Below are 26,136 nucleotides of genomic sequence, written 5' to 3' on the forward strand. Positions count from 1 at the left end.
CCCGCAATCGGGCGAGCGTCTCGCTAGTAGAGCAAACGGAGTGGCGCGCGCGATAGAAGCGTTACGCCGTCGCGCTGGTATGAAAGCGTCAGCCCGCTTGCAGGCTCACGCGTTCTTGCGCGCACATCATCATGGCGCGCATTGGCGGTTGGATGGCGACGAAATGCACCATGAGGCTCGACGGCTGCTGGAAATACCACGGCGTATTGAGACTCACGCAGTCCTGGCCGCTCCCGAGCGTCCAGCCGAGCCGGTCGCGCAGCAGATTGGCGATGATCGTCTGATCGCCGCCGTTCGCGTACGTGCTCGACTTGTCGGGCGCAGCGCTCACATGGCGATAGATTTCGTCGACGAAAGCCGTGTTTCCCGGCGTGCGCCGGAAGCCCAGCACGCCCGCGTTGATGACCCACGGACCGATGTCGTGCGCGGCGAGAATGTCGCGATCAGCGAGCAGCGGTTCGAGCGGCTTCTTCTGGTTGACGAAGAGAATGTCGGCGTCGATCCAGATCATCCATTCGTGATGCGGCAAGTGCTTGCGCAGGAACCACGGCTTGAGCCAGGTGCCGGTGCTGCCGGGATCGGCGTCGGCGGGCGTGTCGCGATAGACGTAGAGCGTGTAGCCGTGGCGCTCGCAATAGCGCCGCATGTTCTGCTCCGCGACCGCGCCGTAGTTGCGCACATTCGCCGTGTAATAGGTCACCAGCGCGATCGGGCGGCCGGGATTGAAGACGCTGAAGGGCTCGGCGGGCATGTATGCCGCGTGCCGCGAGAAGTCGAGAAGCCGCGCGCCTTTCTGCTGGCAATCGTTGATGTGCTCGGCGAGCGCATTGCGAAAGGACGCATGGATGAACCCGTACATCTCCTGTTCGGCCATGACGATAGTCCACAGATTGACGCGGTTCGCCCAGACCGGTTCGAAGCGCGGATTGCAGAACATGGCGCACATGATGCCGCCGCGCTCGCCGTGCGGCTCGATATAGTCGAGCGGGGAGAGAAGCTGGATCTCGTCGTCGGTCGCGCCGCAGATCTTGCATTGCTCGATGCAATGAACGATGAAATCGCGGATAGGCTGCGTATTGCGCCAGATTTGCAGCGCCGTCTGTTCCTTGCCGGTGTTGCCGCCGAGCGCGGGCAGAAGATGCTGACGGCCATCGGCCATGGGTTCGACCGGATGCATGTTGAGCACCAGGCAGTCTTCGCTGAAGCAGACGAGCAGCGCATGTTCAGGCATCTGCCGAAGATGGTGCAGCACCGTTTCGTACTTCAGCAAGAGGCGTTGCGCTTTCGATTCGAGCCCGACCAACGATATGGTTTCGTGCTCGTAGCCCAGTTGCGCGCAATAGTGTTTGTGATTGACGAGAACTGCGGGTGCGTCGACTCGGAGAAAGCTCAGGCAGCGGGTAGTCATAGGTCGTACTGGAAACAATGCGGACGTTGCGTGATTGCGGATTTTTTACAGTTTCCGAAGTATGAGGAGCCTGCGCGCAGAGTGGTATCGGGCATGTCTGAAATCGAAGAAATTCGATGGACGCGCCGCGTAGGCAAAGAGGGGGGCCGGTCGAGAGACGGCCGGGTTTTCATATCGCGTGAAGTGTCATGCGCCGCCGTCGACGGCTCACATATTCGACAACACCTGCGCGAGCGCCAGCGCGACGGTTGCCAGATGCGGCTCCACGACGAGGTCGTGATGCCGTCCTTCCACCTGCATGATGCGCAGGCCCTGCTTCGCGACGCGCTGCCACACCGGCAGCGGATCGCCGCGATCGTCCTGCATGATCGACGCGCGCACGTAGACGATCGGGCCGCCGAGATAACGGCGCGGCTTGTAGGTCGTCATCGCGACGCGCATGGATTCACGCACGAGCATCAGCGGCGGCGGCAGGCTGCGCGTTTCCGGGCCGGGCCGCTGCGCCGTCTTGCCGAGCCGCATGCGGACGTGGTCCGTCAGCGCGAGCGCCTTGCCGCGCACGTAGCGCACGCGCGAGCGCGCGTCGAGCGAGCGGAATTCCCGCATGCGATACGCGAGCATGGCGGCCTGATAGCGCGCCCACGCCGAAAGCGGCAGACAACGTTCGTGCACGTAGGTATCGAGCAGACAGAGCATTTCGATCTGCTCGCCCGCCTTCACGAGCTGCTGCGCGATCTCCAGCGCGACCAGTCCGCCGAACGAATAGCCGACGAGCGCGTACGGCCCGGTCGGCTGTACGCCGCGCATGCGCAGCACGTAAGCGCGCGCCATGTCCTCGACGCTGCGCTGCGGCGTTTCATCGCCATCGAGTCCCTGCGCCTGAAGCCCGTAGATGGGCCGCTCGCTTTGAAGCGTAGCCGCGAGCGTCAGGCACTCCATGACCGATCCCGTGATGCTATGGACCATGAAGAGCGGGCGGCCGCGCCCCGCGCGCATCTGCACGAGCGTCGAGTTCGCGGCGCTCGTGCCCTGGTCGGAAACGATTGCGCCGGCGAGCCGCGCAATCGTTGGCGCGACGATCAACGTGGCAATCGGGAGGGTGCGACCGGTCGTCCGCCGAATATCGGCGAGCATGCGGGCGGCCAGCAGCGAGTGTCCGCCGAGTTCGAAGAAGTTGTCGTCCCGGCCGATCGGCGCGAAGTTGAAGTATTGCTCCCACAGCGCGCACAGATAGGCTTCCACACTCTCCACCGATTCCCCCGGCGCGGGCAGTTCGCCCGTCTGCCGCGCGAGCAGCGGGTGCTCGCGGATGCCATCGAGACAGCCGGGGTTCGCGAGCGACGACACGTTGCGCGCCGGCAGGCCGTTGACGGCATCGCGGGCGGCGGCTTCGGACGGCTTGCCGTTGTGCGTGACCGGCAGGCCGTCGACCTGCACGATCACGTCGGGCACGAGCGCTGCGGAGCCTTGCCGCATGATCTCGCGTCGCATGTGCACGGCGAGCGTCGCATTCAGATGCGCGCCGGGCCGCAGCACGAGCAGCAGCACGATCCGCTGGCCGCTCTCGCCCACGCGCTCGCCGGTCTGCGCCACGGCCATCGCCTGACAGACTTCGGGAATGTCGCTGAGGATGCGATAGATCTCGCCGGGACTCACGTTGATGCCGCGAACATTGAGCACGCCGTCGCTGCGGCCATGCAGACGCGCGGAGCCTTCGGCCGAGAATTCGATGACGTCGCCGTGCGTCCAGACGCCTTCGTTCTGCGAGAAATACGCGCTGTGAAAGCGCGCGCCCTCGTCGTCGCCAAAGAAACCGAGCGGCCGGGACGGAAACGGATTCGTGCAGACGAGCTCGCCGGGCAGCGCCGTCGGCGCGCCATGATCGAACGCCTGCACGTCGAGGCCGAGGCTCTTGCACTGAGCCTCGCCCGCGAACACCGGCAGATTCGGATTACCCAGCACGAAGCAGCCGAGGATATCGGTGCCGCCCGAGATCGACTGAAGCTGCAACGGCTTCACATGCCGATGCACCCAGTGGAACTGCGAATCGAAAAGCACGGCGCCGGTCGACATCATCGCGCGCAGGGCAGACAGGTCGAACTGCGCGCCGGGTTCGAGGGCCGCGTCCTCGCTCATCTTCAGATAAGCGGGACTGGTGCCGAACACCGTGACGCGCTCGTTCGCCACGATGCGCCAGAGCGTATCCACGGCCGCGACGGGGCCGTCGTAGGTGACGATCTGCACGCCCGACGCGAGCGCCGACAACTGCCAGTTCCACATCATCCACGAGCAGCTTGTGAAGAAGAACAGCTTGTCGCCGGGGCCGAGGTCGCTATGCAACCGGTGCTCCTTCACATGCTCGATGAGCGTCCCGCCCGCGCCATGCACGATGCATTTCGGCTTACCCGTCGTGCCCGACGAAAACATGATGAAGAGCGGATGCGCGAACGCGAACCGCTGCCACGCGAATTGCGCCGCGTCGCCTAGCAGAATCAGGTCGTGCAATACGTGCTGACGCGTGCCGATTCCGGTCGGCAGCGGCATGTCGTCGAGACACACGGTGTCCGTGAGCGACGGCAGTTCGGCCGCGACCGCCGCGACGTGCGCGCTGAGCGAGCCGGCCGTATCGAACGAACGCGGCATGGTATGCGCGAACAACATGCGCGGCGCGAGCGGCGCGAAGCGGTCGACGATGGATTGCACGCCATTCTCCGGTGCGGCCGTGGAGAGCGTCGCGCCGAGCGCGGTGACGGCGAGCGCGGCGGTGATCGCGTCGGCGTCGTTGCGCATGATGGCGACGACGCGATCGCCCGGTGCGAGCCCCAGTTCGCGCAACGCGTGCGCAAGCCGCATGACGCGGTCGCGCAGTTCGCCACGCGTGTAGGCGACGCGGCCGCCATCGGCATAACAGGAAGCGAGCGCGGGGGCGTCGTCGGGCGCAATGCCCGGATTCAGGAGATTCTCGGCATAGTTCAACTGAACATGCGGAAAGAAGCGCGCGGTCTCGCAGCGGTCGCCGATGCAAACCGGGTCCGCGTTGCCCGACCATTCGAGCCCTTGCGCAGATTGCAGAAAGTATTGCCAGAAGCGGCGGAATTCGCGGGCGCTGTAGGCGTGCAATGACGGGTAATCGGCGAAGTGCTCGCCCGTCAGTGTTTCGAAGCCCTCGGTAAAGCGGGTCATGCTGGAGCGCGCGATGCGCTCCGCGTCTGGCTGGAACAGGGACGGGCGCGAGCCCATACGCGCACGCTCGCGCATAGCGTTAAGACGTTGCATGTTGCGACGGACCTGTAATCTGCGCTGCGTGTATGAATGCTTATGTGTTCAGCGTCGGGCCCCGAAAATCTCTCAGTTTCCGGTACAGCGCCTCGCCGCCGGTCAGGTGTGTGAAGCCAGAGTACCGCGAGCGAAATCGCCGCAATGTGCGACCACGCACAAACGGGCATCCGTGTTTTTCTGTCTATCGAGCGGTCTGTGCCGAGTGCTTTGTCATGGCGATGTTGCCTCGGTCAGGATGAGAAACATTTCGGATTTCAAAATGCTTGTCACGGTGCGCGTCGATCATTGCCATGTGGCAGCGTGGGGAATTCGCGCACCGGGTTGGGGGCTGCGAATCGCTGCGTGTTGTAAGAAGCGCATGCAAGCGCGTTCTGGGTGCGGCCCCGAGAGCCGCTTCTCGCGATGGCGGCATCGTCGCCATCGCGCGGCCGCGAACTACTCGGGCACGCGGACCGGCGACATCGGCATGGCGCTCGCGGCGAGCGACACCGCTAGCGCAGAGCTCCATGCGCGTTGCAAGGATCGCATGCAAGCGCGTTCCGACGCGGCCCGGAAAGCCGCCTCTCACGACGGCGGCATCGTCGCCATTCGGCGGCCGCAGACTACTCGGGCACGCAGACCAGCGGCATCGGCATGGCGTCGCGGCGGGCAATACCGCGAGCGCGGAGCGCCATGCGCGTGGCAAGAAGCGCATGCAAGCACTTTCCGGTGCGGCCCGGAAGACCGCTTCTCGCGACGGCGGCATCGTCGCCATCCCGCCGCCGCGACAACGCGCGTTATGCGGTCCGCGTGACCGGCTTTCCGTCGCGCCCGGCATCGGCCGTCTCAGAGCCCGCGTGTCCGGCCCGTGCGCGCCACGTCCTGAGCAGCAACGCGTTGGTCACCACGCTCACGCTCGAAAACGCCATCGCCGCGCCCGCGTACATGGGATCGAGCATGCCGAGTGCCGCGAGCGGAATGCCGATCAGGTTATAGACGAACGCCCAGAACAGGTTCTGGCGGATCTTGCGATACGTGCGCCGCGAGATGTCGATGGCATCCGCGACCAGCGCGGGATCGCCGCGCATCAGCGTGATGCCCGCCGCTTCGATCGCGACGTCCGTGCCGCTTGCCATCGCAATGCCGATGTCGGCGGCGGCGAGCGCGGGCGCGTCGTTGATGCCGTCGCCCGCCATCGCCACGACGCCTTTCGCCGACGCCTTCAGTTGCGCGACGACCTGCGCCTTGTCGCCGGGCAGCGTCTGCGCGAACACCCGCTCCTGCGCGATGCCGAGCGCCCGTGCGACGGCATGCGCGCTGCCCGCGTTGTCGCCGGTCACGAGCGCGCTCGTCACGCCCATCTGCGAGAGACGCTCGATGGCGGCGCGCGCGGCAGGCTTCACGGTGTCGCCGAACGCGAGCAGCGCGAGCACCGCGCCGCGCTCCGGCTCGAACAGCCACGAGACGGTGTTGCCCTGCGCTTCGAGCTGGCGGGCACGCTCGGCGAGCGCGCCGGGCACCGCCGCGTTCGATTCTTTCAGCCAGCGCCCGCTGCCGATTGCGACGCGTCGCGGCGCGACAGCGTCCCCGGCCGTGGGGACGTCCGCTTCCACGCCGCGCCCCGCGATTGCGCGAACCGCGCGTGCCTGAAAGCGCCGCGCGTCGTCGGTCACGCCCGCTGCCGCCACGACGGCCTTCGCGAGCGGATGCTCGCTCATGCGCTGCACGGCCGCCGCGAGCGCGAGCGCGTCGTCGCGATGCTGGCCCGGCGCGGCGTCGAACGCGACGAGCGCCGGCCGCCCGACTGTGAGCGTGCCGGTCTTGTCGAACGCGACGATTTCGACGGCATGTGCGCGCTCCAGCGCCTCGGCGTCCTTGATGAGAATGCCCTGACGCGCCGCGACGCCCGTGCCGGCCATGATCGCGGTCGGCGTCGCGAGGCCGAGCGCGCACGGGCACGCAATCACCAGCACCGCGACCGCATTGAGCAACGCCGTCTCGCCGCTCGCGCCGTGCAGCAGCCAGCCGGCGAGCGTCACGAGCGCGATGCCGAGAATCGCCGGCACGAACACGGCCGACACGCGATCGACGAGCCGCTGGATCGGCGCCTTCTCCGCCTGCGCGGACTCGACCAGCCGGATGATGCGCGCGAGCGTCGTCTCCGCGCCGACGGCGGTGGTTTCGATGGCGATCACGCCTTCGCCGTTGATCGAGCCGCCTGTCGCGCGCGCGCCCGGTTCCTTGGCGACCGGCAGGCTCTCGCCGGTAATCAGCGATTCGTCGATATGCGTGCGGCCCTCGCGCACGATGCCGTCCACCGGCACGCGCTCGCCCGGCCGCACGATGGCGATATCGCCGATCCGCACGTCCGCGAGCGCGATTTCGCGTTCCCGCGTGGGATCGCTGGCATCGCGGATGCGCGCCTTGTCCGGGCGAAGCGCGTTGAGCGCGCGGATGGCGTCGGTCGTCTGCCGCTTCGCGCGGGCCTCCAGCCACTTGCCGAAGCGCACCAGCGTGATGACCACCGCCGACGCCTCGAAATACAGATGCGCATGGCCGTGCGCGAACATCTGATAAACGGACACGCCCCATGCCGCCGACGTCCCGAGCGCGACGAGCAGATCCATGTTTCCCGAGAGCGCCCGCACGGCGCGATAGCCGCCGACGTAGAAGCGCCATCCGAAGCCGAACTGCACGACGCTCGCGAGCGCCAGTTGCAGCCACGGCGAGAGGTCGAGGCCGAGCATCGGCGCAAACATCGGCGCAAGAAGTGGCACGGAGAGCACCGCGCTGCCGATGACCGCCGCGAGTTCCCGGTCCCGCGCGGGTCCGGCGTCGGCGGCGGGCGGCGCGTCACGGACGATCCGCGTGGCTTCGTAGCCGGCTTTGGTGATAGCGGCGAGCAATTGGTCGTCGGTGACGGCGTCGCTCGCGTGAACGGTGGCGCGCTCGGTCGCGAGATTGACGGCGACGGCATCCACGCCCGGCACGCGCTTGAGCATCTTTTCGACGCGCGCGACGCACGACGCGCACGTCATGCCGCCGACGGCGAATTCGGCGGTCCGTTCGGATTGAGTTGAAGCCGATGACATGGTGAAACGCTCCGGATCTGGCTGAACGGGCGCAATTCCCGTTCTCATGCATCCAGTATCGACCTTCCCATGACTGGAAGGTCAAGCGCGGTTCTCAGCCCCGCGGCGGATCGTTCAGGGTGGCGGACATGGCGTCGGCAAGCGCGTGCGCCGCGTCGCCGCCGCGCTGACGCAGGCCGGCGACCGCGCCCAGGCGGTCGGCGTCGGCCTTGTTCTGCGAGAGCTTGGCCTTGCCGACGAGCCGCGTCACCTCGATCTCGATGCCGACGATCGCGCCCAGCAGCTCGTCGATGTAATCGCGCGGCGCGTCGCCCATCTTCCACGGCGCGGGCTCGGCCGCTTCCATCTTGCGCGTGAGCCGCGCGACGACGCCGCGCACGTACGCTTCGTCATCGCGCACCGTGATGCGGCCGTGCGCGTGCACGACGAAATAATTCCAGGTCGGCACCTGCCGATGCGTTTCCTGCTTGCTCGGATAGAAATTCGGCGAGATGTACCCGGCTTCGCCCTGGAAGATCACGAGCACGTTCTCCCCCGGCGCCACTTCTTTCCAGACCGGATTGGCCCGCGCCACATGCGCGCGCAGGACGCCGTGCTCGCTCGCAGTCGCGTCGAATTCGAACGGAACATGATTTGCGTCCAGCCCGTTCGGGCCGTGCGTGACGAGCGCGCCGAACGGGTTCGCGGCGATCAGCGCGTGGAGCACGTCGGCGCGGTTTTCTTCGAAATGGGCGGGCAGATACATCGGTCGGCTCTGTGACGGTGGAATGAAGAACAGCAAGAAACCCGATGTTACGCGATGCCGGCGCATGCGGTTTGCTTCAGTTATTAGCGCCTTACGACGGTTTTGGCAGCGGCTCCTTGCCTATCATCAGCGGATACGTTAAAACCCGACTTTCGAGATAGTTTCCGCGCCCGTAACAAAGGCGCAAACGTTAAGGCGGCAGCATCGGTTTGCGCGCCGGAAGTTGCGCCAACCCATGCGAAACAAGAACCGGACTCCCATTCGAATGAACCTACAACGACGCTGGACCTTCCCGCTCAACGCCGCTTTCTGTCTGGGCGCAAGCATCGCCGGAATGAGCCTCCTGTCCGGCTGCGCGGCGAACAAGCCGCCCGAGGCCAAAGCCAGCACCGGCTGGGTGAAGGACCAGGTGGCGGATGCCTACACGTTCGGCTTTCCGCTCGTTGCCTCGGACATCGCCCGTGAGCGCGCGAGCGGCAACGCGGCGCAGTCGGGCCGCGCGCCGCTCAACACGTTCCGGCACGCGAGCGCGCTGCCGCCCGTCGGCGCGGCGGGCTGGCCGAGCGTCGATACGCTCGATTCGACCGCATGGCTGGATGTGTCGGCCGATCCGGTGATCGTCTCGCTGCCCGCCGCGCCGCGCGGGCGGTATCTGGATGCGCGCGCCTTCGACGCGTGGACCAACGCGCTCTATTCGAGCGCCGACACGACGCCGTATCCGAAGATGCAGTCGATTGCGTTCGTGCCGGCGGGCTTCAGCGGCACGCTGCCCGCGGATGCCACGCGCGTCGAATGCCGCACGCGCTACGTGTGGCTCTCCGTGCGCGTGCGCGTGAACGGCCCGCGCGACGTGCGCGAGGCACGCAAGCTGCAAACCGCGATGCGCATCGAGGCGCTCACGCCCGCAAAAGGTTCCGTTGCGGATGCGACGCCCGCCGTCACCGGCGCGTGGCCCGGCGGCAGCAGCGGCCAGCAGCCGGCGGTGCCGCCGCTGCCCGCCGCGCCCCCGACGGCATCGCCCGGTGCGCAAGCCGAATCGCTCGACGCAAGCGCCTTCTTCGCGCGTCTTGCCCGCTCGCTCGACGACAACCCGCCCGCCACCGCCGACACGCCCGCGATGAGCCGTCTCGCCGCCATCGGCGTGAAGCCCGGCGAGCCGGTGCACTTCACGACGACGGACGCGCCGGTGCTCGACGCGGGCATCGCCGAGGCGCGCGAGCGGCTCTCGACCGTGCCGCCCAACGCAATCACGAAGAACGGCTGGACGTGGTTCGGCGACGGCGTCGGCAACTACGGCACCGACTACACGCTGCGCGCCTATCTCGCGCGCCGGCAGACGGCGACGAGCACGAAAGACGGCGAAACGAAGCCGGTTGCATCCGTCGACAGCGACGGCCACGCGCTGAACGGCGCGAACGACTACGTGCTGCACTTCGAGCCGAATCAGCTTCCGCCGGTGCGCGGCTTCTGGACGCTCACGGCCTATACCAAAGACGGCGCGCTCGCCGATGCCAAAGCGCCGCGCCTGTCCCTTTCGGACCGCGACCGCCTGAAGAAGAATCGCGACGGCTCGATCGACGTGATCGTGTCGTCGGAGTCGCCGGGCAAGGGGCGTGCGTCGAACTGGCTGCCCGCGCCCGCAGGCGAGTTCCAGCTGGCCATGCGCCTCTATGCGCCCAAGCCGCAGGCGAGCGACGGCACGTGGGCGCCGCCGCCCGTGCAGCGGCAATAGCGTCTTTTCGCGCCGCGTCATCGAAGAGTTTTGACAACGTTGGCGCGGCGCGTCGTCGTATACTCGGGCATCCTCCTTCCGAGACGGCGAGATCGCGCCGCGCCGATGCGCGCATCGCGTCGCCGCGCATCGCATGTCAAGCACCACGAAGTCAACGTTCACCACGGCCGGGCAGACCTTGCGCGGCGTGGTCCACGCGCGCCGCACGCGGCGCATCGCAATCGGGTTCGTCGTCGCGCTGCTGGTGATCGGGCTGCTCGGGTTCTTTGTCGCCCCGCCGGTCATCCGGCACGTCGCCGAACAGCAGCTTTCGAAACAGCTCGACCGGCCGGCGAGCATCCGGCGCATCGCGCTCAATCCCTATACGCTCGATCTCGAAGCCGATGACGTGCATATCGGCGAATCCCGCGCCCAAGGCCCGAACGCGCCGGGCTTCGTCGATGTGTCGCGGCTCGTCGTGCGCACGTCGTGGACGTCGCTGTTCCGGCTCGCGCCGGTGATCGATGAACTGAAGATCGACTCGCCGCGCATCAACATCGTCCGGTACGACGCCGAGCATTTCAATTTCTCCGATCTGATCGCGAAGTTCTCGAAGCCTTCGTCGCCGCCCTCGGACAAGCCCGCGCGGTTCTCGGTGTCGAATATCCGGATCGAGAACGGGCGCATCGTTTTCGACGACAGGCTCACGAAAACAAAGCACACCATCGACCGCATCGCGCTCGGCATTCCGTTCATCGCCACGTTGCCGTCCGCCGCGGATATCTTCGTGACGCCGCTTTTGCAGGCGCGCATCGACGGCTCGCCGCTCGTGCTCAAGGGCCGCACGAAGCCGTTCGCGCAGTCGCGGGAGTCGGAAATCGCGCTGACGCTCGACGGGCTCGACGTGCCGCAATTGGCGTCGTATGCGCCCGCCTCGCTGCCGGTCGCGGTCAAGAGCGGCCGGCTCTCGACCGATCTCAACGTGCGTTTCGCAATTGCGGGCGACGTGCCGACCATCCGGATCGACGGCACCGCCGATCTCGCCGACGCCGCCGTGACCGATCGCGCGAACGCTCCGCTCATTGCCGCGCGCGCGCTGCACGTCAAGATCGCGGACATGCAGCCGCTGCGCAGCGTATATCACTTCGACGAAATCACGCTGTCCGGGCCGGATGCGCATATCACGCGCGACGCCTCGGGCGCGTTCAACGTGACCAGGCTCGCGTCGCCTTCGAAGCCTGAAACCGCGAAGCCCGCGGACAGCAAGTCGCAACCGCTCGACCTCGCGATCCGCCATCTCGCCATCGACGGCGGGCGCCTCGCATATGCCGACGATCTCTTGAAGCAGCACGTCGAAGCCGCGCTGACGAACCTCGCCGTCACGCTCGACGACTTCTCCACGCTCGGCAAGACGCCCGCGCGCTACGCGCTCAAGACGGCGTCGGACAAAGGCGGCACGCTCGCGGCCTCGGGCAACGTCACGCTTGCCGCCCACACGGCGGACGCAAAGCTCGCGCTCGACGCGTTGGCGCTGCCGCCGCTGCAGCCGTACATCGCGAACATGGTGGCGGCGCGCGTCGTCGCTGGCACGGTGAGCGCGAATCTGCCGGTGTCGGTCGACTGGTCGAAGCCCGATGCGGGCGCGCAGGTCGGCGCGGGCGATGTCACAGTCGCCGGTCTCACACTCGTGCCGTCGAACGCGGCGGGCGCGGCGCCGATCAAGCTCGGCTCGGCGGTCGCGAAGATCGGCAAGGTCGATGTGGCCGCGCGCACCGCCGCGCTCGACAGCGTGCGGGTGAGCGGCCTCGCGCTGGAGGCGACGCGCCGCAAGGACGGAAGCATCGATCTGGCGGCGCTCGCGGGACCGCACGAGGCCGCGCCGGAGCAAACGGCGACGCGCAAGGTGCAGAAGGCGCAGCAGGCCGGTCCGGCGTGGCGCTATCAGATCGGCCAGATCGGGCTGGACGGCGCATCGGCCACGTTCACGGACGAAACGCCCGCGCGGCCGGTGAAGCTGAGCGTCGCGCCGCTGGCTCTCGATGTCAGGCAGTTCAGCGACGACATGACGAAGCCGCTTCCCGTCGACGGCAAGCTCACGCTCAACGGCCGCGGCGCGCTCGCCGTGAACGGCAACGTCACGCTCAGTCCGCTCAAGGTCGCGCTGCATGTGAAGGGCGACCAGGTGGATGTGTCCGCGTTCGAGCCGTATTTCGGCGACAAACTCAACGTCGAAGTGGCGAGCGCGGCGCTCAACGCGAACGGCGACATGGCGATGTCGGGCAGCGGCAAGACGCTCGCGGCGTCGTACAAGGGCGACGCGTCGCTCACCGACGTGCGCATGATCGACAAGGCCACGTCCGACCGCTTCGCCGGCTGGAAGCTGCTGGGCCTCACGAATCTGAAGGCGAGCTACGGCGAGCGCGGCACGGACGTGGAGGCGGCGCGCGTCACGTTTGCCAACTTCTATGGCCGCGTGCTGCTCGATGCGCAGGGCAAGCTGAACCTGAAGAACGTCGTGGCGAGCGATCACGCAGCCGGGCAATCGGTGACGCAGCCGGCGGCGTCTGCGTCAGCCTCGGCGCCGGTTGCCGCGAGCGCGCCCGCCGACACGGCGAAGTCCGGGCCGCCGGTGAACCTGCGCTTCGGCGAACTCGTGTTGCAGAACGGCCGCGTCACGTACACCGACAACTTCATCAAGCCGAACTACACGGCGAATCTCGTGGCGATCAACGGGACCATCGGCGCGTTCGGCACGCAATCCACGACGCCCGCGCCCGTCGATGTCACCGCGAAGCTCGCGGCCAACGGGCCGGTGTCGATCAAGGGGCAGGTGAATCCGCTGATCGCGAAACCCGCGCTCGATCTGACCGCGAGCGCGCACGACGTGGAGTTGACCAACCTCACGCCGTATTCGGCGAAATACGCGGGCTATCCGATCACCAAGGGCAAGCTGAACGTCGATCTGCACTACATGCTCGCCGACGACAAGCTGACGGCGAACAACCACCTGTTCATCGACCAGTTGACCTTCGGCGATCACATCGACAATCCGAGCGCGACGAAGCTGCCGGTGCGGCTCGCGGTATCGTTGCTGAAGAACTCGCGCGGCGAAATCGACGTGAACATTCCGATTTCCGGCTCGCTGTCGAATCCGGAGTTTTCGGTCGGCGGGCTCGTGTGGCAGGCCATTCTGAACCTCGTGCAGAAGGCCGTGACCGCGCCGTTCTCGCTGCTTGCGCATGCGTTCGGCGGCAGCGGCGAGGAGTTGAACTACGTGGAATTCGACGCCGGCTCGGCCACGCTCACCGATGCCGCGCAGAAGAAGCTCGACACGATCGCGAAGGCGCTCGCGGACAAGCCGTCGATCCGGCTGGACGTGACCGGCCGCGTCGATCCGAAGGTGGACGAACCGGGCTTGCGCAGCGCGTGGCTCGACGCGCAGGTGAAGCGCGCGAAGGTGCGCGACATGTCGGGCAACGGCGAAAACGTCGACTGGGCGAGCGTGAAGGTGTCCGGCGACGACTACGACAAGTACCTGACGAAGGTTTACAAGTCGGTCGATTTCAAGAAGCCGCGCAATATGATCGGTCTCACCAAGACTGTGCCGGATGCCGACATGAAGGCCGCGCTGTTGCAGAACGCGCCGGTCGACGAGGCTTCGTTGCGCGACCTCGCGCAGCGGCGCGCGCAGGCGGTCAAGGAATATTTCGACGGAAAGATCGACAGCAGCCGGATTTTCGTCGTCGCGCCGAAGCTGACTGCCGACGGCATCGACGACAAAGGCGCGGGAAGCCGCGTCGATCTGGGCCTGAAATAGCGGCGTTAGCCGAACGGACGATCTCGAAGAACAGCGAGGGGCGAATTACGATGAGCCAAACCGGAGATTCGAAAGAAAACGGGAGTCAGCCAATGGGAACGCCTTACGAGCAGGACGTCGTCGCGTGGGCCAGGGAACAGGCCGCGCTGCTGCGTGCAGGGAAGCTCACGGCCATCGATATCGAGCATATCGCAGAGGAAATCGAGGACGTGGGCAAGAGCGAACAGCGCGAACTGGCGAGCCGGATGTCGGTGTTGCTGGCGCATTTGTTGAAGTGGACGTATCAGCACGCAAGACGCAGCAAGAGCTGGAGCCATACTATCCGGACGCAGCGCAAAGAAGTGGAATACGCGCTGAAAGAAGCGCCGAGCCTGCGCGGAAAGTTCGACGACGCGGCGTGGATCGACGTAGTGTGGTCGCGCGCACGCAATCTCGCGGAATCGGAAACGGGTCTGGATATCGACGCGTTTCCCGAGACCTGCCCCTGGCCGATGACGCAGGTTCTCGATCCGGAGTTTTATCCTGACTGAGCGGAGGCCCGCCCCCGCTCTAATGCGCCCCCGCCGCGGCCCCACCTCCACCGCCTTTCGCCACCTTCGTGATCCAGATCAGCGGAATGATCAGAATGAAGATCACCGCCGAGATCAGAAAGATATCGTTGAGGCCCATCATCGCGGCCTGCGAATTCACGGTGAAGTTGAACATGCCGCGTGCCTGCGCTTCGCTGATATCGAGCGTCGATTGCGACGCGCCGAGCGCCTGCCAGAACGTCGGGTTGAAGGCGTTGGCCTGCTCGGTGAGCCGCTCGTGGTGCAGCGCGATGCGGTCGTCCCACGCGTTACCCGCGAGCGACGTGCCCACCGCGCCGCAAAACACCCGCGCGAAGTTCGATAACCCGGCCGCCGCCGGAATCTTCGAAGGCGGCAGGCCCGACAGCACGATGGCCGTCAGCGGCACGAAGAACATCGCCATCGGAATGCCCTGAAGCAGCGTCGGCAGCACGAGATGGAAGGTGTCGATCTCGATCACGTATTTCGAGCGCAGCCAGAACACGAACGCGAAGCCGATGAACGCCATCGTCGCGATCACGCGGGCGTCGCTGCGCGGCAGAACCTTGCCCATCACGGGCGCGAGGATCACGGCGAAGATGCCGAGCGGCGCGGTGACGAGCCCGGCATCGACGGAGCGGTAGTTCAGATACTGCTGCATCCACTGCGGCAGAAGCACGAGGTTGCCGAAGAACACGCCGTACGCCACCGAAATCGCCACCGTCCCGCCGAAGAAATTGCGCCCGGTGAAGAGCCGCAAATCGACCACCGGATTCGCCTCCGTCAATTCCCACACGACGAAGAACGCGAATGAGATAACTGCCACGATCGCCAGCATCACGATGACCGGCGACGAGAACCAGTCGAGGTCGCGTCCCTTGTCGAGCATGATCTGCAGCGACGCCACCCACGCGACGAGCAGCGCGAGCCCGATCACGTCGATCGGCGCCTTGCGCGTCGGCGATTCACGCGTGCGGTAGATGAACCACGTCACGCCCGCCGCGAAGATGCCCACCGGTATGTTGATGTAGAAGATCCACGACCACGAATAGCTGTCGGTGATCCAGCCGCCGAGCGCGGGGCCGGCAATTGGCCCGACGGTCGCGGTCATCGCCCAGAGCGAGAGCGCCATCGACGCTTTCTCTTTCGGATACGAGCCGAGCAGAATGGCCTGCGAAAGCGGAATCAGCGGCCCGGCCACCGCGCCTTGCAGCACGCGGGCAATGAGCAGCACCGGCAAATTCGGCGCGAGACCGCAGAGCCACGACGACAGCACGAACATCAGAATGGCGCCGACGAAAAGCCGGATCTGCCCGAGCCGTTGCGTGAGCCAGCCGGTGAGCGGAATGGAAACCGCGTTCGACGCCGCAAACACGGTGATGACCCACGTGCCCTCGTTCACCGACACGCCGAGGTTGCCGGAGATCGTCGGGATCGCGACGTTGGCAATCGACGAATCCAGCACGTTCATGAAGGTCGCGAGCGCCACGGCGAAGGTGGCGAGCACGAGCTGGCCGCCCTTGAGCGGCGGTGGAGGCGGTGCGGCGGTGGTTGGCGGCGGCGTGCTCATGCATCTCCCGGCGAAGCGCCGCGACGCTCAGGTCGCGGCCGGATGTCAACGAATCCGCCAGTGTGCCTGCGCTTCAAAAAAGCTGCAGAGCCGCCGCCCGCAGCTTACTTCGCTGAAATGTCGATGTTGCCGAGATACTTCTTCGCGTACTTGTCGATGGTGCCGTCCGCTTTCACCTTCGCGATGGCCGCGTCGAGCTTGGCCTTCAGCGCATCGTCGCCCTTGCGGATGCCGTACGCGATGCCGCTGCCGAGAATCTTGTCGTCGCGCACCGGCGCGCCGGCGAACGAAAAGCCTTCGCCGTCCGGCTTCGAGAGGAACCCGCTTTGTCCGGCGGGCGCGAGCACGAGCGTCGCGTCGAGACGGCCGGACTTGAGGTCCGCGTAGACCTGATTCTGGTCCTGATACGGCACGATCTTCACGCCTTCGTTTTCCCAGTGCGCCTTGGCGAACGTCTCCTGAATGGAGCCTTGCAGCACGCCCACGCTTTTGCCTTTCAGCGCCGCCGCCGTCGGTTCGATACCGCTGCCCGTTTTCGCGATGAGTTGCGTCGGCACGCGATACACGACGGTCGTGAAGTCGATCGCCTGGCGGCGCTGCTCGGTGGCGTTCATGGCGGAATTGATCGCGTCGAACTTGCGGCCCTGCAGCGCGGGAATGAGGCCGTCGAACGACGTTTCGACCCATTTGCACTGCATCTTCGCGGCGACGCAGACGGCATTGCCCACGTCGATATCGAGTCCTTGCAGTTCCCCCGTCGCCGATTTGGATTCGAACGGCGGGTATTGCGCTTCGACGCCGAAGCGCAGGGTGTCGGCGGCGAGCGCCGCGCCGCTCGCGAGCGAGCACGCGACGAAAAGCGCGGCGGCGAGGTGGTTCTTCTTCATCGTGGTCTCCGGGAAATCAAGGGCTAGATCTGGCAAAGGCGGCGCGCGCCTTCAATGAGCGTATCGTCGTCCTTTGCGAACGACAGGCGAATCAGGCGATTGTCGGTGCCGTCCGTGTAGAACGCGGACAGCGGAATGGTGGCGACCCGCGCCTCGCGGATCAGCCGCAGCACGAAATCGCTGTCGGGCGCGTCCGAGATGGCGCTGTAGCGCGCGAGCATGAAGAAACTGCCTGCGCTCGGCAACAGTTCGAAGCGCGAGCCGGCGAGCGCGTTGGCGAGCACGTCGCGCTTGTGCTGATAGAACGGCCCGAGGTTCAGATAGCTCGATTCGTCGGCGAGCGCCTCGGCGAACGCCATTTGCATCGGCGTGTCGGCGGAGAAGGTCATGAACTGGTGGATCTTGCGGATCTCGGCTGTCAGCGCGGCGGGCGCGAGGCAATAGCCGACGCGCCAGCCCGTCACGTGATACGACTTGCCGAACGACGACACGATCACGCTGCGTTCGGCGAGCGCCGGATAACGCGCCATGCCATGATGCGGCGCGCCGTCGAACACGACGTGCTCGTACACTTCGTCCGACAGCACGACGATCTTCGTATCGCGCGTGAGCGCCGTGAGCCGCTCGATGTCGGCGGGCGTGAACGCGCTGCCCGTCGGATTGTGCGGCGTGTTGACGAGAATCATGCGCGTCTTCGGCGTGATGGCGGCGGCGACTTCGTCCCAGTCGATGCGGAAATTCTCCGGCGACAGCTTGATCGCGATCGGCGTCGCGCCCTGAAGCTGCACGATCGGCGCGTAGCTGTCGAACGACGGCTCGAAGTAGATCACCTCGTCGCCGGGATGCACGAGCGCGCTGATGGTCGCGTACAGCCCTTCGCTCGCGCTCGCGACCACGGTCACTTCCGTGCCCGGATCGTACTGCGCGCCGTAGACTTTCTGCGTCTTGACGGCGATTGCCTCGCGCAGCGCAAGCACTCCGGACATCGGCGAGTACTGGTTATGTCCTGCCTGCATGGCTCGCGTGACGCCTTCGACGAGCTTCGGATCGCACGCGAAATTCGGCGCGCCTTGCGACAGGTTCAGCGCGTGATGTTCTTCGGCAAGCTGGCCGATGACCGTGAAAATGGTGGTGCCGACTTTCGGCAGCTTCGATTCAGGAATACAGGCGCTGTGCACGACGGCTCGCTCCAATGGACAGTGCGACGATTCAACCGCGGCAATAAACGGCCGACAATCGAAACTTTGTCATACTAGCCATGTGCGCCGCTCATGGCTCCTTTCGTTAACCCGATGAAACCGCTGCCCTCGCTCGACGTTCTCAAGACCTTTCTCGTTGTCGCTCAGAAGCTGAACTTCACGCGCGCGGCCGATGCGCTCAACGTGACGCAGGGCGCGGTCAGCCGGCAGATCGCGGGACTGGAGGCGCAGCTCGGCTACGCGCTTTTCGTGCGGCAGGCGCGCGGGCTCGCGCTCACGCATCACGGCGCGCTGCTCATCGCGCCGTTGCAGCAGGCATTCGCGCAAATCGGCGACGCGCTCGCCAAGGGCGGCAGCGCCTCCGGGACCTTGCGCGTCAAGTGTCCGACCTGCGCCATGCGCTGGGTCCTTCCGCGCGTGATCCGGCTGCAAAACGAGCGGCCCGAACAGGTGGTGGAAGTGACGGCGTCGGTGTCGCACGGCGTCGAATTCAATGCGGAACAGTTCGACGCCGCCATCGTCTTTAGCGCGACGTCCGCCAAGCCGTCGGGCAAGGGCCTGACCGTGCACCATCTGTTCGATGAAGTCCTCACGCCGGTTTGCGCGCCCGAGCTGTGGAAACCGCGCGGCAACGCGGAGCCGACGCCCGACGATCTCGCGGGCCAGACGCTGTTGCACCCGACGCGCGATCGCCGCGACTGGCTCTTGTGGCTCGGCGCGTACGGCTACGACGGCTTGCCATCCGCGAAGGCGCAACATTTCGACACGCTCGACCTCGCCATCTCGTCGGCGATGCAGGGCCTGGGCGTCACCATCGGCGATGTCTCGCTAATCGAAGAAGACCTGCGCGCGAAACGCGTGATCGCGCCATTCGCGTTGCGCGTGCCGAGCGGCGCGGCCTACTACCTCGTCTATCCGGAGCGGCCGGCGCCGTCGCCCGCGTTGCAGCAGTTCGCGCAGTGGCTGAACGGCGAAGCCGCGGCCACGCGCGACACCCTGCGTCTTCAATAGCGCCTACATGCCGTGCTTGGTGACGACGGTTTCCCATTGCCCATTCTTCACCTGATACAGCGTCGATGACGCGTTTTTCAGCGCGCCGTTGTCGTCGAAGGCAATGGGGCCCGTGATGCCCTCGAACGAAATTTTCTTCAGCACCGGGCGATACACCTTCGGATCCGAGGAATTCGCCTTCTCCATTGCGTGGATGGCGGCCCACGCCGCGTCGTAGCCGAACGGTGCGTACGACAGAATCGCGACGCCGAAGCGCTTCTGGAACTTCTCGCTGAACGCCTTGCCTTGCGGCAGCTTGTCGAGCGGGCTGCCGTATTCCCACGCCTGCGCGCCTTCAGCGGCGTCGCCCGCGAGTTTCAGGAAGTCGGCGTCCATCACGCCGCCGCCGCCCACGAACTGCGCGTTCATGCCGAGCTGCTTCATGCGCTTCACGACAGCCGCCGCCTGCCGGTCCAGTCCGCCGAAGAAAATCAGGTCCGCGTTCGTGGCCTTGATGCGCGTGAGTTGCGCGCTGAAATCAACGGTCTGGTTGTCGCTGAATTCGCGACCGACGATATTGCCGCCTTTCGCCTTCGCCGCTTTCTCGAACTCGTCCGCTTCGCCCTGACCGAAGGCCGTGCGGTCGTCGATGATCGCGATGCGCTTGGCTTTCGTCGTCGTGACCGCGTACGCGCCGGCATTGCCCGCGTTCTGCGCGTCGCTGGAAATTACCGTGAACACGTTCTCGAGGCCGCGCGTGGTGATGGTCGGATTCGTCGCGGCCGGATCGATCATCGGAATGCCGGCGTTGTTGTAGACGGGCGAAGCGGGCAGCGTCGTGCCGGAATTGAAATGACCGACGACGACGGCCACGCCGTCATCCACCAGCTTCTGCGCCGCCTGCACGCCGACGCGCGGGTCCGCCTGATCGTCTTCCGCCTGAATCTCGAACTTCGCCGTCTTGCCGCCTATGCTGATCTTCTTGGCGTTCGCCTCGTCGAGCGCGAGCTGCACGCCGTTCTGGAGATCCTTTCCGTAGCCCGCGTTCGCGCCCGTGAGTGGCGCGGCGAAGCCGATCTTGACCGTGGCATCTTCGGCGGCGGCGGTCATGGGCACGGCGGCGAGTGCGGCGCTGGCGCACGCCACCAGCCATGCCAAGGGTTTGAGGTTCGTACGGATACGCATGGTTTCCTCTCCTTTTGTGGTTTCGCAATCCAGGAACGCGGCTACTGCATGGAACATGACCAATTACCCGCCCGCAAGACGGGGTTGCCCTCGGCGCGGCGAAAGTGGCATCCGTACCGGCATGACGGCGGACAAGGGCAATGTAGGAAGCCAAATTGGCCGCGTCTTGTCGATTCGTCGCGCGGCGACTGCGGATTTCGGCACAGGCCCGGCAGGGCGCTTTGTCAGACGCGGCGCGGCGTCACGCCTTTCGCCGAGCCCGGGCGCGCGACGATTCGTGCCGCGTCATGCGCTTGGCCTATCGCGTCGATGAAAACACGCCATTTGACACCAGTGCATATACACATATAAGCTACGACTCATGTCAACGCACTCATCTCCTCTCGACTGCAACTGCTTCGCCATCCGGCAGGCCGCGCGTTATGTCTCGCAACTCTACGAGCGGCACATGGGCGAAGTCGGCCTGACTTCGGCGCAATTCACGCTGCTGGCGTCGATTGCGCGCAAGCCCGGCGTGCAGATGGTCGAACTCGCGGACGCCATGGTCATGGACCGCACCACGCTCGTGCGCGCGCTCAAGCCGCTTCAGCGCGACGGCATGGTGCAGGCGGATCAGCAGTCGCCGAATTCTCGAGCGGTCGGTCTCACGTTGACGGCGGCGGGGAAGGCGCTGCTCGCGCAGGGCGTCGAGAAGTGGCGAACGGCGCAGGCCGAATTCGAGCAGAAGTACGGCGAGAAGCGCGCGAAGTCGCTGCGTCAGATGCTGTTTCAGATCACCGCGATGGATTGAATCCAGCAAACGGGCACGCAAAGCCGCGTGCTTTTTTTATGTCGTTAAAAGTGCATATGCACTAATAGGAACAGTCATGCAGATCAACGGAAAAGTCGTACTCGTCACCGGCGCCAACCGCGGTCTCGGCAAGCAGTTCGCGAAGTCGCTGTTGCAGGCGGGCGCCGCCAAGGTTTATGCGGCGGCGCGCAATCCGGGCAGCGTGGATATCGAAGGCGTCGAAGCCATCCGCCTCGATGTCACGAAGCCCGCCGACATCGCCGAAGCCGCGGCCAAGTACCCGGACGTGCAGATTGTCGTCAACAACGCGGGGGCGTTGGCGCGCGGCGCGTTGGTCGATCCTGCATCGACGCAAGCCATGCGCGATCTTTTCGAGGTCAACGTGATTGGTCCGCTCGCCATGACGCAGGCGTTCGCGCCCACGCTCAAGAAGAACGGCGGCGGCGCGGTCATCAACGTGCTGTCCGTGCTGAGCTGGGTCGCGCTGCCGGACGCCGGCGCCTACAGCGCGTCGAAATCGGCGGCCTGGGCCGTGACCAACGCGCTGCGCGGCGAGTTGCGCGGACAGGGCACGCTCGTGGTGGGCGTGCATCCGGGCTACATCGACACGGACATGGTCGCGGAAGTCACTGCGCCGAAAACGTCGCCGACGAGCGTGGTCGAGCAAGTGCTCGCGGCTATCGAGCGAGACGAAGAAGAAGTGCTCGTGGATGACACCGGCCGCGGTGTCAAGCAGTCGCTGTCCACCGCGAAGCCGATTTACATCACCGGCATTCCCGGTTAAGCCGGCTTCTGCGCCTTCTGCATTTCTTCGAAGCCGGCGGCGGCTTCCTGCACGTCGGGCGGGAAGTCGCCGAACTCCTGCACTTGCCGCACTTCGATGATCTCGTTTGCCGAAGCGGGGCACCGCTTCGCCCATTCGATCGCCTCTTCGCGCGACTTCACCTGAATCATCCAGTAGCCGCCGAGCACTTCCTTCGCCTCGGCGAACGGCCCGTCGGTCACCCGCGGCTTGCCGCCTTCGAACGTGACGCGCGCGCCCATCGACGGTGGGTGCAGCCCGTCGAGCGCGAGCAGCACGCCGGCCTTCTGCAGTTCTTCGTTATACTTCATCATCGCGGCGACGGCTTCAGCGCTCGGCATCGCGCCCGGCTCCGCGCTTTCGTAGCCGCGCGGGATCATCAGCATCATGAATCGCATGGGAGTGCTCCTGTTCGAGGTCGACAAACGCGCAGTTCCGCGCGCTCACACCTTACGACGCGCACGCCGCCGCGTGATCGACATCAGCCGTCAACTTTTGGCTTAGGCGTTTATCCCTATCCGATTCGGGTTGCCTTCCGGACGAACACCGTCGAATAATGTAATCCATTACATTTCGTTCGCCGCCCGGCGCGCAGCATGTCCGATACCGTGCGTCCAACCGAGGAAGTATCGATCGCCGACGTTGCCCGGCGTGCCGGCGTCTCCGTCGCCACGGTGTCGCGCGTGCTCAATAGCCACAGCAATGTGCGCGAGGCCACGCGCGAGAAAGTGCGCGAGGCGGTCGCGGCGAGCGGCTATCGCGTGAACGAGCTTGCGCGCAATCTGCGCACGGCCGAGAGCCGCCTGCTTCTCACCATGGTGCCCGACTTCGGCAACCCGTTCTATGCGGCCATCGTGCGCGGCATCGACACGGTCGCGCGGCAGAACGGCTACTTCATGCTTCTCTGCGACACCGGCGCCGATCCGTTGCGCGAGCGCAGCTACTTTGACCTGCTGCGCGGGCGTCGCGCGGACGGCGCCATTTGTCTCGACCCTGCCGCCGTGCAGAAGGCGCTCGTCGAGCAGGCGTCGACGCTCCCGTGGGTCGCGTGCTGCGAATTCGATCCGGCCGCGCGCGTGCCTTACGTGGGCATCGACAATCATCTTGCCGCAGGCGATGTCGTGCGTTATCTGTTGGACAAGGGCCACGAGCGCATTGCGCTGATCAACTCGGGCGAAGGCTATCTGTATGGCCGACAGCGCCTCGCGGGGTATCGCGATGCGCTGCAAGCTGCGGGCATTGTCGCGAATCCGGCGTGGCAGGTCGAACTGGACAGCCTCGATTACGACGCCGGCGAACGCGCCGCCCGGCAGCTCGCGTCGCTCGGGCGCGACCGGCCGACCGCCATCTTCGCGGTGTCGGACACGCTCGCCATCGGCGTGCTGAACGGCCTGCGCAGCGCGGGGCTGCGCGTGCCGGAAGATGTCGCGGTCGTCGGCTTCGATGACATTGCCGTGGCGGCGCACGCCGTGCCGCCGCTCACGACGGTCGCGCAGCCGATGCGCGCGCTCGGCGAGACGGCGGCGGAGCTCTTGCTCAAGCGCCTGCGCGATCCGCGCGCGGAGGTGCCCGGCGTGCTTCTGCCGCATCGCCTGATAGAAAGAAGGAGCGCCTGACGATGACCCTTGCCGTGCGCTTTGACGCAGTCGAGAAGAATTTCGGCCCGGTGCGCGTGCTCCACGGCGTGAGCTTCGATCTCGCGCCGGGGCACATCTACGGCTTGCTCGGCGAAAACGGCGCGGGCAAGTCCACGCTCATGAAAATCCTCGCGGGCTACGAGCGCGCGAGCGCCGGCGACGTGCTGATCGACGGCAAGCCCGCCGCCTTCGCGAGTTCGCGCGACGCCGAGCGCGCGGGCATCGTGCTGATTCACCAGGAACTGAATCTCGCGGATCACCTGAGCATCACGCAGAACATGTTTCTCGGCCACGAACTGCGCAAAGGCTTCTTCCTCGATGAACCCGCCATGCGCGAGGAGGCCCGCGCCGCGCTCAACGAAGTCGGCCTGCACAAGAATCCGGACACCAAGGTGCGCGAGCTGATCGTCGCGGAGAAGCAGCTTGTCGAGATCGCGAAGGCCATGCTGCGCGACACGCGCCTGCTCGTCATGGACGAGCCGACCGCTACGCTCACGCCCTCGGAGACGCAGCGCCTTTTCGCGCTGATGGCGCGGCTGAAGGAAGCAGGCACGACCATCGTCTATATCTCGCACAAGCTCGACGAAGTGGAACGCGTGACCGACGAAGTGATCGTGATGCGCGATGGCCGCTTCGTCGCGCGCGCGCCGACCGCCGACCTCACCCGCCGCGAAATGGCCAATCTCATGGTGGGCCGCGAAGTCTCCGACATGTTTCCAGAGAAGCCCGCGCTCGCCGCGAACGCGCCGCTCGCGTTTCAGGTGGAAGGCGCGTCGGTGCCCGGATGGGCCGAAGGCGTGAGCTTTTCCGTGCGCCAGGGCGAAGTGTTCGGCTTCGCGGGGCTCGTCGGCGCGGGACGCACGGAGTTGTTCGAGGCGCTGGTCGGCCTGCGGCCGCTCGCGGCGGGGCGCATCGCCATCGAGGGGGAGAGCGTGCGGCTCAAGAACCCGCGCGACGCGATGCGCCACGGCATCACGTACTTGAGCGAAGACCGCAAGGGACGCGGCCTGCACGTGGACATGGCGCTCAAGGACAACCTCACGATGATGACGCTGGAACGCTACGCGCACCCGCTCATCGACTCGCGCGCCGAGCGCGACGCGTTGACGCTCGCGGTCAAGGACTTCGGCATTCGCACCGGCAACACGCGCAGCCGCGCCCGCATGCTCTCGGGCGGCAACCAGCAAAAGCTCGCGCTCGCGAAGTTCCTGCATCCGGATCCGCGCGTGGTCGTGCTGGACGAGCCCACGCGCGGCGTCGATGTCGGCGCGAAACGCGACATCTATTTCCTGATTCACCGCCTCGCCGCCGAAGGCCGCGCGGTGATCGTCATTTCTTCCGAGCTGATCGAACTGATCGGGCTGTGTCATCGCGTTGCCGTGATGCGCGCGGGCGAACTGGTCGCGACGCTCGGCATGGACCTTCTGACCGAAGAGAGGTTGATCGCGCATGCGACCGGCACACACTGAAGACACCGCGCAAGAAAGCCGCCTCACCGCCACTGCGCGGTTTCTGCTCGGCGTCGGGCCGCTGATCGGGCTTATCGCGCTGTGCATCGGCGGCACGCTTCTGAACGGCGACTTCGCCACCTTTGACAACGCGATGAACGTGCTCACGCGCACGTCGTTCATCGGGATTATCGCGGTGGGCATGACCTTCGTGATCATCTCGGGTGGCATCGATCTGTCCGTGGGCTCGATGGCCGCGCTCATCGCGGGCAGCATGATCTACATGATGAACGGCCTGCTTCAAGGCGTGCGCGGGCATGCGCTGCCGTCGCTTCTGATCGTGGCGCTCGGCATCGTGCTCGCGCTCGTGCTCGGCGCGCTGTTCGGCTTCGCGCACGGACTGCTCGTGACCAAAGGGCGCATCGAGCCGTTCATTGTGACGCTCGGCACGCTCGGCGTGTTTCGCGCGCTTCTGACGTGGCTCGCGGACGGCGGCGCGCTCACCCTCGACAATTCGCTCGTCGATCTCTACGGCCCCGTGTATTACGCGAATCTGTTCGGCGTGCCGGTGCCCATCTGGGTCTTCGCGATGGTCGCGGCGGGCGGCGCGCTCGTGCTGAACCGCACGGTGTTCGGGCGGCACGTGCAGGCCATCGGCTCGAACGAACAGGTCGCGCGTTATGCGGCCATCCGCGTGGATAACGTAAAGATCGCGACGTACGTGCTGCTCGGACTGTGCGTGGCCGTGGCGACCGTCCTTTATGTGCCGCGCTTAGGGTCAGCTACGCCGACGACCGGTCTTCTCTGGGAACTCGAAGCGATCGCCGCCGTGGTGGTCGGCGGCACGGCGCTCAAGGGCGGCGAAGGGCGCGTGATCGGCACCGTCATCGGCGCGATCCTGCTTTCGGTCATCAACAACATCCTGAACCTCACGAGCATCATCAGCGTGTATCTGAACGCGGCGGTGCAGGGCGCCGTGATCATTTTCGTAGCCTTCTTGCAGCGTGGCCGTCGGTAACTTCCTACTTCGAATAACAGGAGACTTCGTC

18 protein-coding genes are annotated in these 26,136 nt (G+C 65.9%); 9 read left to right on the plus strand and 9 right to left on the minus strand.

What is annotated here, in order from left to right:
* Window positions 1-88: 88 nt before the first annotated feature.
* The 4 genes from NCR37_RS19255 to NCR37_RS19270 all read right to left on the minus strand — a co-directional run bounded on the left by NCR37_RS19255 (window position 89) and on the right by NCR37_RS19270 (window position 8,503).
* Window positions 89-1,408, minus strand: a complete 1,320-nt coding sequence (locus NCR37_RS19255; protein ID WP_250474429.1) for a glycosyltransferase family protein — start codon at window positions 1,406-1,408, stop codon at window positions 89-91.
* A 207-nt stretch (window positions 1,409-1,615) separates the two neighbouring features.
* Window positions 1,616-4,684: an acetoacetate--CoA ligase gene (locus NCR37_RS19260; RefSeq protein ID WP_284506938.1), complete on the minus strand. Its 3,069-nt coding sequence runs from the start codon at window positions 4,682-4,684 to the stop codon at window positions 1,616-1,618.
* A 779-nt stretch (window positions 4,685-5,463) separates the two neighbouring features.
* Window positions 5,464-7,758, minus strand: coding sequence for a heavy metal translocating P-type ATPase (locus NCR37_RS19265; protein WP_250474431.1), 2,295 nt, complete (start codon window positions 7,756-7,758; stop codon window positions 5,464-5,466).
* Window positions 7,759-7,852: 94 nt separating this feature from the next.
* Window positions 7,853-8,503, minus strand: coding sequence for an FMN-binding negative transcriptional regulator (locus NCR37_RS19270; protein WP_250474432.1), 651 nt, complete (start codon window positions 8,501-8,503; stop codon window positions 7,853-7,855).
* A gap of 265 nt (window positions 8,504-8,768) precedes the next feature.
* On the opposite strand from NCR37_RS19270, the gene NCR37_RS19275 reads away from it, so the two are divergent.
* The 3 genes from NCR37_RS19275 to NCR37_RS19285 all read left to right on the plus strand — a co-directional run bounded on the left by NCR37_RS19275 (window position 8,769) and on the right by NCR37_RS19285 (window position 14,561).
* A complete protein-coding gene (locus NCR37_RS19275; protein WP_250474433.1) occupies window positions 8,769-10,235 on the plus strand; it encodes a DUF1254 domain-containing protein in 1,467 nt (488 codons plus the stop codon).
* A 133-nt stretch (window positions 10,236-10,368) separates the two neighbouring features.
* On the plus strand, window positions 10,369-14,031 hold the full coding sequence (locus NCR37_RS19280; RefSeq protein ID WP_250474434.1) for a DUF748 domain-containing protein: 3,663 nt from the start codon (window positions 10,369-10,371) through the stop codon (window positions 14,029-14,031).
* Window positions 14,032-14,123: 92 nt separating this feature from the next.
* The gene (locus NCR37_RS19285) at window positions 14,124-14,561 is read left to right on the plus strand and encodes a DUF29 domain-containing protein (RefSeq protein WP_250474435.1); all 438 of its coding nucleotides are present in this window, start codon (window positions 14,124-14,126) and stop codon (window positions 14,559-14,561) included.
* Window positions 14,562-14,580: 19 nt separating this feature from the next.
* Here NCR37_RS19285 and NCR37_RS19290 read toward each other — a convergent pair whose 3' ends face one another.
* From NCR37_RS19290 to NCR37_RS19300, 3 genes are all read right to left on the minus strand, one after another.
* Complete coding sequence (locus NCR37_RS19290) at window positions 14,581-16,149, minus strand: DHA2 family efflux MFS transporter permease subunit (RefSeq protein WP_250474436.1); 1,569 nt, start codon at window positions 16,147-16,149, stop codon at window positions 14,581-14,583.
* A gap of 104 nt (window positions 16,150-16,253) precedes the next feature.
* Window positions 16,254-17,036 (minus strand): ABC transporter substrate-binding protein, encoded by a 783-nt coding sequence (locus tag NCR37_RS19295; RefSeq protein WP_250474437.1) that lies wholly within the window; start codon window positions 17,034-17,036, stop codon window positions 16,254-16,256.
* A gap of 23 nt (window positions 17,037-17,059) precedes the next feature.
* Window positions 17,060-18,214: a methionine aminotransferase gene (locus NCR37_RS19300; RefSeq protein ID WP_250474438.1), complete on the minus strand. Its 1,155-nt coding sequence runs from the start codon at window positions 18,212-18,214 to the stop codon at window positions 17,060-17,062.
* A gap of 93 nt (window positions 18,215-18,307) precedes the next feature.
* On the opposite strand from NCR37_RS19300, the gene NCR37_RS19305 reads away from it, so the two are divergent.
* Complete coding sequence (locus NCR37_RS19305) at window positions 18,308-19,246, plus strand: LysR substrate-binding domain-containing protein (RefSeq protein ID WP_250474439.1); 939 nt, start codon at window positions 18,308-18,310, stop codon at window positions 19,244-19,246.
* 3 nt (window positions 19,247-19,249) lie between these two features.
* On the opposite strand, the gene NCR37_RS19310 is transcribed toward NCR37_RS19305, so the two are convergent.
* The gene (locus NCR37_RS19310) at window positions 19,250-20,410 is read right to left on the minus strand and encodes a branched-chain amino acid ABC transporter substrate-binding protein (protein WP_250474440.1); all 1,161 of its coding nucleotides are present in this window, start codon (window positions 20,408-20,410) and stop codon (window positions 19,250-19,252) included.
* A gap of 361 nt (window positions 20,411-20,771) precedes the next feature.
* Here NCR37_RS19310 and NCR37_RS19315 point away from each other — a divergent pair, with 361 nt between their 5' ends.
* Together NCR37_RS19315 and NCR37_RS19320 are read left to right on the plus strand one after the other, a co-directional pair.
* On the plus strand, window positions 20,772-21,200 hold the full coding sequence (locus NCR37_RS19315; RefSeq protein WP_248322910.1) for a MarR family winged helix-turn-helix transcriptional regulator: 429 nt from the start codon (window positions 20,772-20,774) through the stop codon (window positions 21,198-21,200).
* Window positions 21,201-21,276: 76 nt separating this feature from the next.
* Window positions 21,277-21,984: an SDR family oxidoreductase gene (locus NCR37_RS19320; protein WP_250474441.1), complete on the plus strand. Its 708-nt coding sequence runs from the start codon at window positions 21,277-21,279 to the stop codon at window positions 21,982-21,984.
* Here NCR37_RS19320 and NCR37_RS19325 read toward each other — a convergent pair.
* On the minus strand, window positions 21,981-22,400 hold the full coding sequence (locus NCR37_RS19325; protein WP_244849746.1) for a YciI family protein: 420 nt from the start codon (window positions 22,398-22,400) through the stop codon (window positions 21,981-21,983). The two genes, NCR37_RS19320 and NCR37_RS19325, sit on opposite strands and share 4 nt — an antisense overlap.
* Window positions 22,401-22,598: 198 nt before the next feature.
* Between NCR37_RS19325 and NCR37_RS19330 the strand changes: the two genes are divergently transcribed.
* Genes NCR37_RS19330 through NCR37_RS19340 form a run of 3 tightly spaced genes read left to right on the plus strand, consistent with a single transcriptional unit; the run spans window position 22,599 to window position 26,105 of the window.
* Entirely contained in the window at window positions 22,599-23,618 is a 1,020-nt protein-coding gene (locus NCR37_RS19330) for a LacI family DNA-binding transcriptional regulator (protein WP_250474442.1), read from the plus strand.
* 2 nt (window positions 23,619-23,620) lie between these two features.
* Window positions 23,621-25,108 (plus strand): sugar ABC transporter ATP-binding protein, encoded by a 1,488-nt coding sequence (locus NCR37_RS19335; protein ID WP_250474443.1) that lies wholly within the window; start codon window positions 23,621-23,623, stop codon window positions 25,106-25,108.
* Entirely contained in the window at window positions 25,089-26,105 is a 1,017-nt protein-coding gene (locus NCR37_RS19340; RefSeq protein ID WP_250474444.1) for an ABC transporter permease, read from the plus strand. The genes NCR37_RS19335 and NCR37_RS19340 overlap by 20 nt, the downstream gene beginning before the upstream one ends.
* The last annotated feature ends 31 nt before the right edge of the window (window positions 26,106-26,136 follow it).

The organism is Caballeronia sp. GAFFF1, from assembly GCF_023630705.1.
GTDB lineage: Bacteria > Pseudomonadota > Gammaproteobacteria > Burkholderiales > Burkholderiaceae > Caballeronia.

Bases quoted from the DNA above. Each gene is read 5' to 3' on its own strand.
- NCR37_RS19310 (WP_250474440.1), bottom strand. From the start codon at position 20,410: ATGCGTATCCGTACGAACCTCAAACCCTTGGCATGGCTGGTGGCGTGC.
- NCR37_RS19275 (WP_250474433.1), top strand. From the start codon at position 8,769: ATGAACCTACAACGACGCTGGACCTTCCCGCTCAACGCCGCTTTCTGT.
- NCR37_RS19290 (WP_250474436.1), bottom strand. From the start codon at position 16,149: ATGAGCACGCCGCCGCCAACCACCGCCGCACCGCCTCCACCGCCGCTC.
- NCR37_RS19315 (WP_248322910.1), top strand. From the start codon at position 20,772: ATGTCAACGCACTCATCTCCTCTCGACTGCAACTGCTTCGCCATCCGG.
- NCR37_RS19320 (WP_250474441.1), top strand. From the start codon at position 21,277: ATGCAGATCAACGGAAAAGTCGTACTCGTCACCGGCGCCAACCGCGGT.
- NCR37_RS19285 (WP_250474435.1), top strand. From the start codon at position 14,124: ATGGGAACGCCTTACGAGCAGGACGTCGTCGCGTGGGCCAGGGAACAG.
- NCR37_RS19335 (WP_250474443.1), top strand. From the start codon at position 23,621: ATGACCCTTGCCGTGCGCTTTGACGCAGTCGAGAAGAATTTCGGCCCG.
- NCR37_RS19295 (WP_250474437.1), bottom strand. From the start codon at position 17,036: ATGAAGAAGAACCACCTCGCCGCCGCGCTTTTCGTCGCGTGCTCGCTC.
- NCR37_RS19265 (WP_250474431.1), bottom strand. From the start codon at position 7,758: ATGTCATCGGCTTCAACTCAATCCGAACGGACCGCCGAATTCGCCGTC.
- NCR37_RS19325 (WP_244849746.1), bottom strand. From the start codon at position 22,400: ATGCGATTCATGATGCTGATGATCCCGCGCGGCTACGAAAGCGCGGAG.
- NCR37_RS19270 (WP_250474432.1), bottom strand. From the start codon at position 8,503: ATGTATCTGCCCGCCCATTTCGAAGAAAACCGCGCCGACGTGCTCCAC.
- NCR37_RS19280 (WP_250474434.1), top strand. From the start codon at position 10,369: ATGTCAAGCACCACGAAGTCAACGTTCACCACGGCCGGGCAGACCTTG.
- NCR37_RS19305 (WP_250474439.1), top strand. From the start codon at position 18,308: ATGGCTCCTTTCGTTAACCCGATGAAACCGCTGCCCTCGCTCGACGTT.
- NCR37_RS19330 (WP_250474442.1), top strand. From the start codon at position 22,599: ATGTCCGATACCGTGCGTCCAACCGAGGAAGTATCGATCGCCGACGTT.
- NCR37_RS19340 (WP_250474444.1), top strand. From the start codon at position 25,089: ATGCGACCGGCACACACTGAAGACACCGCGCAAGAAAGCCGCCTCACC.
- NCR37_RS19255 (WP_250474429.1), bottom strand. From the start codon at position 1,408: ATGACTACCCGCTGCCTGAGCTTTCTCCGAGTCGACGCACCCGCAGTT.
- NCR37_RS19260 (WP_284506938.1), bottom strand. From the start codon at position 4,684: ATGCAACGTCTTAACGCTATGCGCGAGCGTGCGCGTATGGGCTCGCGC.